We start from the raw sequence: 14,005 nt of genomic DNA on the forward strand, positions 1-14,005 counted from the left end.
CGTTGTTATCAAGGCAGATATTGCAGTAACTAGTGGCTCTAATTACAAAATATCTAACGCAGAGAACAGCGATTTTAACCTGCAAGACTGATCAAATATTTATGTAGGTTGGTATAATGCCACGCTGAATAACCCATAACGAAAACGAGAGCCACATGGCTCTCGTTTTTATATTTAAAGAGATAAGTATTACACCGGCATTGTCCAAGCTTCGTTGATACAGGCCGTCAGGATATGATCTTCCCACTTGCCGTTGATCAACAGGTAATCTTTCGCTTCGCCTTCAATCTCAAAGCCACACTTTTTCAACACCGCCGCGCTTTTAACATTGCGAGGCATATAGGCTGCCATGATGCGGTGAAAGCTTTGATCTTCGAACATCCAGCAATTGGCAGCAGCCAATGCCCTGCTCATCACTCCCTGCCCTTGGCAGTCCTGATCCAGCGAGTAGCCCACATGACAGGCATGGAAAGGATGACGGACCAAGTTGCTGTAATTGACGACACCGCAAATCTCATCGCTATCTTTTAGCTGGATAACAAAGTAGTAAGCCATTTTATGCTTATGCAACTGCATCAGCTGCTCCAACCGTCGTTGCCAGCCAGTTTCGGTGAAAAACGCTTCTTCACGCAGCGGCTCCCAAGGCTGTAGGAAAGCCCGGTTACGCTGATAATAAGCGGTAATGGCCGCAACATCTTTCGTGGTAATAAGCCGAACCGTCGCATCACCTATATCGATTGATGTTGCTCGGCTAATAATCGAATGAAACAACAGCACCTTATCCTTATGCCATACGCGATGATGAAACGTTAGCACAGCCCGTGGGTGATGAATACACCTTCGCTATAAACTTATTTCATGACAAAGATTTGCCCGTATGTTTGAACTATCATTGTGATAGCCGCGCCGCGTTTGACGCTAACCAACACAGTGAAGATTATGTATTACGACCACCTTGATACGGTATTGGGAAAGATATACTTACTGGCAGACGAACAGGGACTACGACAACTTACCATTGCCAGCGGCGGATTTGCCCCAGACAGCCACTGGGATCACGACCCGGACTTCATGGCCCCTTACATTACCCAGCTCGCTGAGTATCTCGATGGAAAAAGAAAGCAGTTTACCCTCTCCCTTGCCCCTCCCGGCACAGAGTTCCAGCAACAAGTATGGCAAGCTATCTGCGAAATCCCCTACAACAGCCACCGCTCATACCAACAAATCGCCACCCACATTGAACATTCCACTGCAATTCTCGCTATCGGTATGGCCAAGAACGTCAACCCAATCCCTATTATCATCCCTTGCCACCGTGTGGCCTCCGAAGTCGAGGCCCAGCAAAGCTGTCGCTACGGCCAAGATCTTATCTGCCAGCTCAGAGAGCTCGAACAAGGGAAACTGACGTTGTTGAAGTAAGCAGGCTATGGGCTATGGGCTATGGGCTATGGGCATGCAGGAATCTTAGAAAAGCTCATTCAGTTTTAAGTTATAGCTCTTCCTATCGCCTATAGCCGCTCTTGCCAAGGGCCGGATAAACAAAACGCCCGATGAAATTCATCGGGCGTTGGCATTAATGTAAGTCACCGTCGCTAATTGGGAAATTAATGCTTACCGATCCCGTACTCACGCAGCTTGTTGGCGACGGCGGTATGAGAAACCCCCAGCCTTTTCGCCAGTTTGCGTGTCGACGGATAGCTGCGATACAAACTATTCAAGATACCCGACTCATAGCGCTTCATGATTTCGTCAAGCGAGCCATCAAGGGTCTCCTCACTGATCACTGTCGCTGACTCGTTTTCTGGCAACTGGATATCATCCACTTTGATTTCCGTCCCTTCGAGTTGGGTCATGGCACGGAACAGTACATTGCGCAGCTGGCGGATATTACCCGGCCAAGCATATTGGCTAAGGTACTGGGCAACTTCGGCGGAAATCGCTGGTTTCTGCTGTTGCAGCTCTTGAGCGAACTGGCTCAGGAACAAGTCGGCCAACGGAACAATGTCCGCCGTTCTTTCACGAAGCGGTGGTACGGTCAGTGCCAATACATTCAGGCGGTAGTACAAATCTTCCCTGAATTGCCCGGTCGCAACAAGCTCAGGTAATTTCTTCTGGGTTGAACAGATAACCCGGACATCCACCTTCATCTCCTGCTCTTCACCAACCCGACGGAACGTACCGTCCTGCAGGAAACGAAGCAGTTTGATTTGCAGATGCTCTGACATCTCACCGACTTCGTACAGGAAGGCAATACCGCCATCGGCTTGCTCGAAGATCCCTTTCTTGCCCGGCTCGGTCGCGGTTGCCGCCATACCGAACAATTCCGTTTCGGCGGCATTGTCTGGCATCGACATACAGTTGACGAGCAGGAATGGGTTATCGCGACGCAGTGAGCGTTGGTGACAAGCCCTTGCCAGCATCTCTTTACCGGTACCCGTTTCACCCTGGATCAATAATGGTGCATCAAGCATAGCCAGCTTTTTCGATTGCGATACCAGCTGCTTGAAGCGGGATGATTGACCGACGAGATGCTCGAATCCATTATCACCACTGAGCTGGCGCATCGCCAATGGCATCTTGGCTTCCGAGAGGGATTTTAGCAGGATAACCGCACTGGCCAGTACCTGTTCTTCCGTTTCGTCGGTCACATAGACCGGCATGATTTCCATCATGTAGTCGAGGCCTGATAGCACCACCAGCTCGCTCCGGCGGCTGGCATTGTCATTTTCCAACCAGTTGTGGATATTGAAACCGACGAAAGTTTGGATATGTTCGCCGACAATCTCCTCACGGGGTTTGCCAAGCAAGACTTCAGCTGCATCATTGGCAAGATCGATCTTGCCCTGCAAACTAATAGAGAAAAATGGATCAGGTAAGGCTTCCAGTAACGCTTTCAGCTCTTTATGTTCACGTTCGCTAGGCATGAACTGGATCTTTCTAACATCAGTCACCCCATCCAACTGGCGGATCTGTGACATCAACTGGCTAAACTGCTCAAATTCAACTTCGGGGCAATTCAGGTAAATGATCCCAACCCGGTCAATTTCAATGCCCCGTAAGTCGATCTGCCGGCTCGCAAGGATATCCAGCAGCTCTCGGGTCATGCCAAGTCGGTCTTCACAAAAGACTTGTAGCCTCATATTTATTATCTTCCAAGGTGTCAGGAATTGTTGACACAAGAAGTTTGCGCCTTCCCTGTATTGGAGTCAAGTCATTGACGTTCTGAGCTGAGAGGTTGCGCACTATCAATCCATTACCGAACCAGTATCGGCCTGCTGAATAAGATATTGGGTAAGGGATTAGGGAAGAAAAAGTGGAAAGAAGGCCACAAATGGGCCTTCTTTTTTGGTAACCGTCTTGCTCTTAGCGCTCTTTGTGGGTCAATCGGCTAAGCAGATCTTTACGAATTTCACTCAGCTTGGGTTGCTGTTCGGGTTGCCACGGCAGCGGACGCATCAAATTAATCGCTTTGAGCCCTAGTCTGCCGGTCAACAGGCCAACACCAACACCTTGTGCAACACGAGTAGACATTCTTCCGGCCAAGTCCATCGACAGCATGTCCATACCGCTATCGGCAATCACTTCGCTGGCCCCGGCGACCGCCATATTGGCAAGCACTAATTTGACCAATCGGATCCGTGACCAGTACCCCAATTCGACCCCGTAAACCTTGGAGATCTGGTCAATCAGCCGAAAGTTGCGCCAAGCCACCAGCAGCATATCCGCCAAGGCCAGCGGACTAACCGCCACCATCACCGCGGCCTCACTGGCATATTTCGCCACCAGCTGACGCGCCAGCTTGTCTTGCTGGCCCAACACCATACGGTCATAAAGCTGCATCACTTCACGGTCGTTATGGGTTGCAGCCAATGACTGTAGCCACTTGTCATACCCAGCATGCTCCTCCATCACCTTGCCCTGCTTGGCTAGCCGGGTACAAAATGCCTTGGCTTGGCCGATGCCATCAGCCTCGAGTAACGCCTGTGCCTGCTCTCGTTCACTCTGGCGCTGTTTGAGGCGGCGTAAGCTCAGCAGCTCACGCCCCAATGCGGTGATCCCCGCACCGGCAATACCGGCAACAATGACGCTCCACCCCAAGGCAAGCCAATCCCCCCCCTGGTAGGCCGTGACGACATAATCCACCGTTTGCCACCCCACCATGGCAGCACCGCCAACTAACAGCCCTTTTAGCCAGCCAGAGCGGCGCTTGGGCTTACCGCGCAGGGCTCGATCAAGTTCAGCTTCAACGTCCGGTTGTTCGGTATCCTTCGCTTCAGGCAAGAAGCTCTTGTCCTGCTCGGCAAACTGCAGCTGTGACGTTAGTTCAACCTCGGAGACATCCGCCCCTGGCTTTGATGGCTCATCGAAAACAATTTTACTTTTTAACTGCTCACTCATCGCAATTTGTCCCCCAGCAGGTATTCCATCGCCTTATCCATCCGGATATGCGGCAATGGCTCGTCGCTTTGCATTTCAAGCGGACGGAAATTAATAAAATCAAAGCCAGATTGCTGCCAGAAAGTGTCGTTTGGCAGACGGCGCGGCACTTCACCCGGAAATAAGGTTTTGGCATCACCGTCGATTTGATGGCCACGTAATGCAGGCACCTGACGACCATGATAATCAACAAACCCCGGCTCGGTGGCCTGAATCGAAGACAGACTGACACAGTCCATCTTGATCCCCTCAAACGAGGCGGTCTGCCATGCTTCGTTGACAAGTTGCTGCAGCAAGCTCACCAAATTGGGATGCTGCTCTGGCGTAACATGATCGGCTTTGGTTGCCGCAAACAGTACCTTATCAATTCTGGGTGAAAACAAGCGTTTCAACATTGAGCTTCGGCCGTAGCGGAAGCTCTGCATCAGCTGGTCCAACGCCTGGCGCATATCATTGAATGACTCCGGCCCAGTATTGAGTGGCTGCAAACAGTCAACCAAGATGATCTGGCGGTCGAACTTGGAGAAATGCTCCTTATAAAACGCCTTCACAACATGCTGCTGGTAGTAACGGTAGCGGCTTTTCAGCATACCGAGATTGGTCTCTTCACTGGCATCGGCCCACTGCTGTTCGGTGATCTTTTCAAGCCAGACCATCGGGAAAAACTGTAACACCGGTGCGCCAGCCAGCTCACCCGGTAGGACAAATCGGCCCGGCTGCACCCAGTGCAATCCACCTTCAGCTTTGCACTTATACAAATATTCGGTAAAACGCGCCGAAATCTGTTCAATGATAGCCTCGTCTGCCGGCGCCAATGGGTCAAAAGACTCAGCCATCGCCAACCAATCCACTGCCAACTCAGCACGTTTACCTTTCAGGATCTGAGCTTGCTGGCGTGACCACGCCATAAAGTCCAGCTCCAACAGCGGCAAGTCCAATAGCCATTCACCCGGGTAGTCGACAATATCCAAGTACAACGTGGCTGTCTCTTGCAGTAGCTTCATCGGACCACGCTGCGGCTTGTAGCGCAGGGCCAGCCGGGTCTGGCTGACATCGCGCGTAGGCTCGGGCCAACTCGGAGGCGTCGACAGCAGTGCGCCCATCCCTTCTTCGTAGGCAAATTTCGGCACATGCATATCAATTTGCGGTACCCGCTTGGCACCCAGCAATTGATCATCCCGAACGGCAGTAAACAGAGGCAACCGTGGGTTAGTACTCACATGCATAAGCTGATTAACCAGTGAAGTAATGAAAGCGGTTTTACCCGCCCGGGACAGGCCCGTCACCGCCAACCGGACATGGCGGTCTAAACTCCGGTTCACCAATTTGTTCAACTCATTGCTAAATCGATTCATAAACGTTCCTGACAATACCCCAAAGAAAAGATGCCCCAGAGAAGCAATATCCAGACTATAAATCCCTGCTTATTAACCTCTGATGAATCACGTCATTAACCCAGTAGACATCAAACTGTTGTGGTTAGAAAATGGTTCGCTGGAAAAAATAAAAGCAGGCCATTGCCTGCTTTTCTGCTTGCTCCAAAACTATAAGTTGCGGAACTCGCGGTCCACTTTGAACGCCGATGAGGTCACATAGGCCTCCATATCACGCAACTCATGTTCCATGTTATCGAGCTCACTTTCGACATTCTGTAAAATTTGGCCTGCTGGTTTTCCGGCTTGCCATGGCTTCTGCTTAACATGGTGATCGCGGAAAATCGTCTGCTGCTGTATGCGCTCCTCGGGCATTTTGTCGAGGATCAGCCAAGCGGCGACATAGGCCAGGGTGACAAAGAATCCCACCCCAAGTAAAAACGCTGACACAGTGAGGATCCTCACCAACCAGATTTCCATACCAAAGTATTCGGCAACACCGGCACAAACGCCACCTAGCTTGCCGTTTTTCGGGTCACGGTAGAGGGTCTTATTCATGATTTACGCCTCCACTGCGGGACTTCCGAATCCAAGATACGCTCCAAGGTCACAATCCGCTCTTGCATCTGCTCTGCGCGAGCCACCAGCTCCTGTAGTTTCTGCTGATCATCACCAGACAACCCTTCACCAGCATGCTTCTTGCTTCGGTAGTGGAGGATCAACCACAGCGGGGCAACAAAGATCATGAATACGACTAACGGCCCAACAATAAACCCCATAGACATTATTTTTCTCCTTTTTCGCGCAGATTCAATTCATTAGATTGTCACAATAGCCACTGCCATCATAACAACCAATTTCCGTTAAGGTGAATTACTCTTTGTCCTTGAGGTTGGCTTTCATGCGCTCAAGCTCTTTTTCAATTTCATCTTGTGCCTGCAGATCAGCAAACTCATCGTTTAGGTTCTTGCCACGGCCAATACTGTAGCTGTCGGCTTCTGCTTCCATCTCATCAATACGGCGCTCGTACTGCTCGAATTTAGACAAAGCTTCATCGACTTTACCGGTATCCAATTGACGGCGTACATCACGACGGGTATCGGCTGCTTTGTGACGCATTACCAAGGCTTGCTGACGGGCGCGAGTCTCTTGCAGCTTACGTTCCAGCTCAGCCACTTCTGTTGCAAGCTTTTCGATAGTTGCCTCTACCAGCTTGTACTCTTCATTCAGTGTCAGTGCGACATCGTTAAGTTTCTGCTTTTCAATCAACGCGGCACGCGCAAGATCTTCACGGCCTTTCTGAATCGCCAGGCTGGCTTTATCCTGCCAATCACGGCTCTGAGCCTCAATCGCCTGAATCCTGCGCTGAAGTTCTTTCTTGTCAGCCAATGCGCGAGCAGAGGACGTACGCACTTCAACCAGCGTATCTTCCATTTCCTGAATGATAAGGCGGATCATTTTTTGCGGATCTTCAGCCTTGTCCAACAGTGAGTTGACGTTGGCATTCACAATATCGGCAAAACGAGAAAAAATACCCATAATTACATCTCCTAAATATATTTGCGTTCAGTTCCAGAACTGTAACTCAGTTTACTACTACAACAAGCATGCCAACTTTTTTCCTTTTATATATCATATACTTAGCTTTACACCCCAACAGTCCCCCTGCTAAGGTGTAAGTAATTACGCCAACTATTAGTGAGATTAACCATGCGAAAGACAGATAACCTCATCGGCGAGTCCGAGGCGTTCCTCACGGTACTGGACCAAACCTCGCGCCTTGCGCCGCTTGATCGCCCTATCCTGATCATCGGCGAGCGAGGAACCGGTAAGGAGCTGATCGCTCAGCGACTGCATTATCTGTCACGCCGCTGGGACCAACCCCTCGTTTCGCTAAACTGTGCCGCGCTGAGTGAAGGCGTCATTGACTCCGAGCTATTTGGTCACGAGGCCGGCTCATTTACCGGCGCCAAAGGCCGGCACCAAGGGCGGTTCGAACGCGCTGAAAACGGGACCTTGTTTCTCGACGAGCTCGCAACAGCACCGATGGGCGTACAGGAAAAGCTACTCAGGGTGATTGAATACGGCGAATATGAACGGGTGGGTGGCAGCAAAACTTGCCAAGCCAATGTCCGGTTGATCTGTGCCACCAATGAAAACCTACCGCAACTGGCCGCTGAAGGTAAATTCCGTTCCGACTTGCTCGACCGCCTGGCCTTCGACATCATTCATTTACCGCCATTGCGCGAACGGCAAGAAGATATTTTGCCCCTTGCCGAATACTACGCAGTAAAAATGTGCCGGGAGCTCAGCTTCAGCTTTTTCGCCGGGTTCAGCCAACAAGCCCAGCATCAGCTGCAAACTTATCCTTGGCCCGGCAACATCCGCGAACTAAAGAATGTTATTGAGCGTTCGGTATTTCGCCATAGCATCGAAGAGGAACCGGTAGATACCATTATTTTTGACCCGTTCAAGCCGCCTTGGCAGCAAGATGAAGGCAGTAAAAACCATACCGAGCCTGGCATATCCTCTAATGGCCAAGCTGCCGGCGGCAGCAGCGAAACGTGGGAGTTCCCCTTTGATTTTCGCCAGTGGCAACACGACCAGGAGGTTGCCATTCTCCAGCAGGCCCTCGAGCAAGCGCAGTTTAATCAGCGCAAAGCCGCTGACTTACTCAGCTTGAGCTACCATCAACTGAGGGGACTGCTGCGCAAGTACCAGCTGGTCGGAAATGACTAAAAGCACTATTCTGTACACTTTCTGGCCATAAAGAACCCAGAAATAACAGGTATTTTAGTGAGGTGACTTGGTGACAGACTGGGTTAATGGTAAATTTATAATCTTGTTTCCAAAAAATTTCTTATCCTATGAGCGCCTATACTCGTCTTTTGCTTGTGTGCGTCAGCCTTGCCGGCCTGATTGGCTGTAGTGATGACCCGCAGCAGGATAGCAATATTCGCAGCCGCGGCTTCGTCTATTGCGGACAAGATAAGCCAACAACCTTTAATCCACAGTTAATTGATGGTGGTTTAACGGCTGATACCTTAGCTGCGCAACTTTTCGACCGTCTGTTACTTCTCGATCCCGTTAGCCACCAGCCACTTCCATCGCTCGCCAAGAGCTGGAGTACCAGTGGTGATGGCTTGGTCTATACCTTTATATTACGAGACGGTATTGAGTTCCAAACCACCGATTGGTTTAAACCTACACGCCAGTTCAACGCTCAAGATGTGGTGTTTAGCTTTAAGCGAGTCATTCAGCCTGATCACCCTTTCCATGCCGTTTCCGGTGGCCGCTACCCTTGGTTCGACAGCCAGGGGTTTGATAGCCTAATTGAGAATATCGAGGTTGTTGACCCACTCACCGTCAAGTTTACTTTGAGCCGGCCTGACAACGCCTTCTTGTCCAACTTGGCCACGACCTATGCGGTGATCCACTCGCAAGAGTATGCCGAGCAAACCCTGCGCGCCGGGAAGCCAAGCCAGTTGGACTCCTTACCCGTTGGCACCGGACCGTTTTATCTCGATAGCTACCAAGCCAATGATTTTGTTCGGCTAAACCGCCACGAAGGTTATTGGCAAGGTGCGGCACCTATGGAGCAAGTCGTCTTCGATATCGCCAGCCGCGGTACGGGCACCTTGGCCAAGCTGCTGAGCAACGAATGTGACGTGCTGTCATCACCGGTCGCCAGCCAGCTGCCAATCATCAGTGCCGACGATAATTTTAACCTTAATGCCCAAACCGGCATGAACGTGGCGTTCTTGGCACTTGATAACAATCAGCCAGAGCTGAGTGACATTCGGGTTCGTAAGGCAATTAACCACGCCATCAACCGTGAAAACCTGCTCAATTCAGTCTACTACGGTACCGGCACCAAGGCCCGCAGTCTCCTGCCACCAATGTCCTGGGCATACAACCATGGTAGCCAGGCGCTGGATTATGACCCGGCAAAAGCGCTTTCCTTGCTCAAAGAAGCCGGTTACGACAAAAACCTGACCCTGACCTTATGGGTACCCCTTGAGCCGCGTCCGTATAATCCAAGTCCTCGAAAAACGGCAGAGTTAATCCAAGCGGATCTCAATGCTGTCGGGGTCAAGGTAGACATCATCACCCAAGATACCGTCAACCGCTTTAGCGCGATTGACAAGTTCAACAGTGATTTGATCTTGACCGGGTGGATTGCCGATAACGGCGATCCGGATAATTTCCTACGCCCGCTGCTGTCTTGCGATGCCAAGAAAGCTGGCCTGAATGTTGCGAACTGGTGTAACCTCAGCTTCGACAACCTGCTGGAACTGGCTTCTAGAACCCCTAAGCTGAACCAGCGACTCAATTATTATCACCTCGCCCAAGATATCTTGGATACCGAGGTACCTATTGTCCCACTGGCCCATGGCGTCCATTTCCAGGTTCACCACAAATCCCTTGAGGGTTTGCAGATGAGCCCGTTTGGTACCCGCTCCTTCTCAACAGTCTTCCGGAGCGAGATCTAATATGTTTATCTATACCATCCGTAGGCTAAACCTCTTTCTGATTACCCTGCTGATCCTGACCTTAATCGGCTACAGTATTCTGCGCCTAGACAATGCGTCACTGTGGAGCACCCAACCATTTTGGTCCGGCTGGGCGGTTTACCTCGAGAGCCTGATGGCCGGCCACTTAGGCATGAACCTTCAAGGCGAGCCAATCGTCTACGAAGTGATGGCTGTTTTCCCGGCCACGCTCGAACTGAGCTTCTTTGCTTTTGTGCTTTCGCTGATCATCGGGATCCCTGTTGGTACCCTTGCGGGGGTCAAGCGCGGAAAATACATTGACACAGCCATCTCATCAATCACTCTCGTGGGTTACTCGATCCCACTATTTTGGCTGGCGATGTTGCTTATTATGCTGTTTTCTCTGGAGTTGGGCTGGCTCCCGGTTTCTGGTCGCTACAGTTTGCTGTACGAAATTGACCATGTCACTGGTGTTGCCCTGATCGATGTGATGCTATCTGACAAGCCTTACCGCGCAGAGGCCCTGGTGGATACCATCAAACACCTTGTGCTACCCACCGTGGTATTAGCAATGGCACCGACCACCGAAGTGATCAGGCTGACCCGTGCATCCGTCTCGGATGTCATGGATCAGAACTTTATCAAAGTGGCCCAGACCAAGGGCTTGTCGATGTTTGAAATCATTACCCGGCATGTGCTGAGAAATGCTATTCCACCGATCATCCCGAAACTGGGTATGCAATTTTCGACCATGATGACCTTCGCGATGCTCACCGAATCCATCTTCAACTGGCCGGGGATCGGCCGCTGGTTACTCGATGCCATATCAACCCAGAACTACGTCGCTATCCAAGCCGGTGTGATCACCGTGGGGACCTTTATCTTGATTGCCAACATCCTGTCTGACTTGACCGGCGCCCTTGTCAATCCTCTCGTACGGAAGGAATGGTATGCTATCAAATAACATCTACCAGGAGACCAAGATCCCAACCCAGCGTGAGCGAGCTTGGCTAAATTTCAAAAACAACTCCTTGGCGATGTTTGGTTTATGGTGCCTGGTTCTCCTCTGTATCATTACATTGCTGGCACCTTGGCTGACACCCTACGAAGCCTTTAGCCAAGTGGGTGAGCTGCTCATGCCGCCATCGTGGGATACTGCCGGTAAAGTCGAATACTTCTTCGGTACCGACGATCTTGGCCGCGATATGCTCAGCCGCTTATTGCTCGGCTCACGCCTAACTTTCGGCTACGCTGTGCTGGTGGCCATTGGCTCCGCGACTATCGGGATTTTGATCGGCGTGTTGGCCGGGATGACCCAAGGCTTGAAATCTAGCTTCCTCAACCACGTACTGGATACCGTGCTGTCTATCCCTTCCCTGCTGCTGGCGATCATCGTTGTCGCTTACATGGGGCCGGGCGAAACCAATATCCTACTGGCTATTTGGCTGGCACTGATCCCGCGATTTATCCGTGCGGTGTATACCGCGGTACACAACGAGGTAGAAAAAGACTATATCATGGCGGCACGCCTAGACGGTGCCAACAACTTCTACCTGCTGTACAACTCTATCTTGCCCAATATCCTGACCGTGCTGACCAATGAGTTCACCCGGGCAATTTCCATTGCTATCCTCGATATTGCCGCACTGGGTTTTCTCGGCCTTGGTGCCCAGGCGCCGATGCCTGAATGGGGCGCGATGCTGGGTGATTCCATCGAGCTGATCTATCTTGCTCCATGGACGGTTACCTTGCCGGGACTGGCCATTACCTTCAGCGTTTTGGTTGTAAACTTAGTAGGAGAAGGACTCCGCCAAGCCATAAATGCGGGGATTGACTGATGCCACTATTAGATATTCGTAACCTGACCATTGAGATCGATACGCCACAAGGCATGGTAAAAGCGGTTGAGCGGATGAGCCTGACCATTAACGAAGGCGAGATCCGTGGCTTAGTAGGCGAATCCGGCTCGGGTAAAAGCTTGGTTGCCAAAGCCATCGCCGGTGTGACCAAGAGCAACTGGCGGGTCAGTGCCGACCGTCTGCGTCTGGGTGATGTAGACTTGCTGACCCTGTCAGCGCGCGAGCGGCGTCGGGTTGTCGGCCGGGAAATTGCGATGATATTCCAGGAACCGTCATCCTGCCTTGACCCGTCTGAAAAAGTCGGCGCACAATTAGAAGAAGCCATTCCATCAGCGTCGTTCAATGGCTCTTTCTGGCAACGGTTCCACTGGCGCCAGAAGCAAGCTATCGCCCTGCTTCACAAAGTCGGGATCAAAGATCACCGCCGTGTGATGCGGAGCTACCCCTACGAACTGACTGATGGGGAATGCCAGAAGGTAATGATTGCCATGGCGATCGCCAACCGCCCTCGACTACTGATCGCCGATGAACCGACCAATGATTTGGATCCGATCACCCAAGCGCAAATTTTCCGCTTGTTGAGCCGGATGAACCAACTGGGCAATACCACTATCTTGCTGGTTAGCCATGACCTGACCACCGTGACCCAATGGGCAGACCGGATCACGGTCATGTACTGTGGCCAGTCTGTTGAGTCCGCCAATCGACAACAATTGTTGGAATCGCCGCATCATCCCTATACCGAAGCATTGCTCCGGGCCATGCCCGATTTCAACCTCGATAAGCTTGCCCATAAAAGTAAGCTGGAAACTCTGCCGGGCTCTATTCCCCCGCTTCAGCACCTTCCGATCGGCTGCCGACTCGGGCCCCGTTGCCCGCATGCCCAGCGTAAATGTGTCGAAGTGCCGAAGCGCAGAAAGATCAAGAATCACAAGTTCAGCTGTCACTTTCCGCTGAACATGGAGAGCAATACAAAATGAGTGCGTTACTTGAAGTCGAGAACCTTAAAAAAGACTACCATTACCGCTCAGGCTTATTCCGCCGCCGCACCATAGAGGCAGTTAAACCGGTCTCCTTCAGCTTGGAAGCCGGGGAGACAATTGCCTTTATGGGAGAAAATGGCTCAGGAAAGTCCACGTTGGCGCGAATGCTCTCAGGGGTGGTCGAGCCGACCGAGGGAGTGATCCGTGTTAATGGCGAGCCGCTAACGCACCGTGATTACCAGACCCGCTGCAAGCTGATCAGAATGATCTTTCAAGATCCCAACACGTCGCTAAACCCGCGGATCCAGATCGGTAAAATCCTCGAAGGTCCGCTGAAGCGAAACACCAACATGACACCGCAAGCCCGTGAGCGCCGGATCATGGAAACCCTAAAACGTGTGGGTTTACTGCCTGAACATGCTTATTTTTACCCGCAAATGCTTGCAACCGGCCAAAAGCAGCGTGTATCTCTGGCCCGCGCCCTGATCCTACAGCCTTGTATTATTGTTGCTGACGAAGCGCTTAACGGACTCGATATGTCGATGCGCTCGCAGATCATCAACCTGCTGCTTGAGCTTCAGGAAGAAATGGGACTGTCATACATTTATGTGTCACAGCATATGGGGGTGATCAAGCATTTCTCCGACCGGGTGATCGTGATGCAGCACGGTGTGATTGTTGAACAGGGCAAAACCAATGAGGTATTCGGCAATCCGCAGCACGCGCTGACCCAGAAATTGCTCGACAGCCACTTTTCCGCCCCATCCCATGACCGGAGCAACCGTATCAGCCGGGCAACACCGAAAATAGAGTGTTGATTCTGCGCTACCTAACGGCGTTCAACATGTGACATCCAAAAC

The 14,005-nt window shown here is 51.4% G+C and carries 14 protein-coding genes; 7 read left to right on the forward strand and 7 right to left on the reverse strand.

Features of this window, described 5'->3' with window-relative positions:
- Positions 1 to 189: 189 nt before the first annotated feature.
- On the reverse strand, positions 190 to 771 hold the full coding sequence (gene rimJ / locus L4D79_RS17400; protein WP_428652834.1) for a ribosomal protein S5-alanine N-acetyltransferase: 582 nt from the start codon (positions 769 to 771) through the stop codon (positions 190 to 192).
- Positions 772 to 939: 168 nt separating this feature from the next.
- On the opposite strand from rimJ, the gene L4D79_RS17405 reads away from it, so the two are divergent.
- On the forward strand, positions 940 to 1,419 hold the full coding sequence (locus tag L4D79_RS17405; protein ID WP_428652835.1) for a methylated-DNA--[protein]-cysteine S-methyltransferase: 480 nt from the start codon (positions 940 to 942) through the stop codon (positions 1,417 to 1,419).
- 185 nt (positions 1,420 to 1,604) lie between these two features.
- Here the strand turns inward: L4D79_RS17405 and tyrR are convergent, their stop codons facing one another.
- The 6 genes from tyrR to pspA form a co-directional block, all read right to left on the reverse strand.
- A complete protein-coding gene (gene tyrR / locus L4D79_RS17410; RefSeq protein ID WP_428652836.1) occupies positions 1,605 to 3,140 on the reverse strand; it encodes a transcriptional regulator TyrR in 1,536 nt (511 codons plus the stop codon).
- A gap of 223 nt (positions 3,141 to 3,363) precedes the next feature.
- On the reverse strand, positions 3,364 to 4,398 hold the full coding sequence (locus tag L4D79_RS17415) for a YcjF family protein (RefSeq protein ID WP_428652837.1): 1,035 nt from the start codon (positions 4,396 to 4,398) through the stop codon (positions 3,364 to 3,366).
- A complete protein-coding gene (locus L4D79_RS17420) occupies positions 4,395 to 5,792 on the reverse strand; it encodes a YcjX family GTP-binding protein (RefSeq protein WP_428652838.1) in 1,398 nt (465 codons plus the stop codon). Before L4D79_RS17420 ends, L4D79_RS17415 begins: the two co-directional genes overlap by 4 nt.
- 189 nt (positions 5,793 to 5,981) lie before the next feature.
- Positions 5,982 to 6,368, reverse strand: coding sequence for an envelope stress response membrane protein PspC (gene pspC, locus L4D79_RS17425; protein ID WP_428652839.1), 387 nt, complete (start codon positions 6,366 to 6,368; stop codon positions 5,982 to 5,984).
- Complete coding sequence (gene pspB / locus L4D79_RS17430; RefSeq protein WP_428652840.1) at positions 6,365 to 6,595, reverse strand: envelope stress response membrane protein PspB; 231 nt, start codon at positions 6,593 to 6,595, stop codon at positions 6,365 to 6,367. The genes pspC and pspB overlap by 4 nt, the downstream gene beginning before the upstream one ends.
- An 88-nt stretch (positions 6,596 to 6,683) precedes the next feature.
- Positions 6,684 to 7,349, reverse strand: coding sequence for a phage shock protein PspA (gene pspA, locus L4D79_RS17435; RefSeq protein ID WP_255041365.1), 666 nt, complete (start codon positions 7,347 to 7,349; stop codon positions 6,684 to 6,686).
- Between the two features lie 171 nt (positions 7,350 to 7,520).
- Here pspA and pspF point away from each other — a divergent pair, with 171 nt between their 5' ends.
- The 6 genes from pspF (at position 7,521) to L4D79_RS17465 (ending at position 13,963) form a co-directional block, all read left to right on the forward strand.
- Complete coding sequence (gene pspF, locus L4D79_RS17440) at positions 7,521 to 8,549, forward strand: phage shock protein operon transcriptional activator (protein WP_428652841.1); 1,029 nt, start codon at positions 7,521 to 7,523, stop codon at positions 8,547 to 8,549.
- A gap of 128 nt (positions 8,550 to 8,677) precedes the next feature.
- Positions 8,678 to 10,303 carry an ABC transporter substrate-binding protein SapA gene (gene sapA, locus L4D79_RS17445; protein ID WP_428652842.1) on the forward strand — a complete coding sequence of 542 codons (1,626 nt, stop codon included), beginning with the start codon at positions 8,678 to 8,680 and terminating at the stop codon, positions 10,301 to 10,303.
- Position 10,304: 1 nt separating this feature from the next.
- On the forward strand, positions 10,305 to 11,267 hold the full coding sequence (locus L4D79_RS17450; RefSeq protein ID WP_428652843.1) for an ABC transporter permease: 963 nt from the start codon (positions 10,305 to 10,307) through the stop codon (positions 11,265 to 11,267).
- Complete coding sequence (gene sapC, locus L4D79_RS17455) at positions 11,254 to 12,141, forward strand: putrescine export ABC transporter permease SapC (protein WP_428652844.1); 888 nt, start codon at positions 11,254 to 11,256, stop codon at positions 12,139 to 12,141. The genes L4D79_RS17450 and sapC overlap by 14 nt, the downstream gene beginning before the upstream one ends.
- Positions 12,141 to 13,142, forward strand: coding sequence for a peptide ABC transporter ATP-binding protein (locus L4D79_RS17460; protein WP_428652845.1), 1,002 nt, complete (start codon positions 12,141 to 12,143; stop codon positions 13,140 to 13,142). The genes sapC and L4D79_RS17460 overlap by 1 nt, the downstream gene beginning before the upstream one ends.
- On the forward strand, positions 13,139 to 13,963 hold the full coding sequence (locus L4D79_RS17465) for a peptide ABC transporter ATP-binding protein (RefSeq protein WP_428652846.1): 825 nt from the start codon (positions 13,139 to 13,141) through the stop codon (positions 13,961 to 13,963). Before L4D79_RS17460 ends, L4D79_RS17465 begins: the two co-directional genes overlap by 4 nt.
- Positions 13,964 to 14,005 lie beyond the last annotated feature (42 nt).

Origin of the sequence: Photobacterium satsumensis, from assembly GCF_050336935.1 — a bacterium.
Lineage (GTDB): Bacteria > Pseudomonadota > Gammaproteobacteria > Enterobacterales > Vibrionaceae > Photobacterium > Photobacterium satsumensis.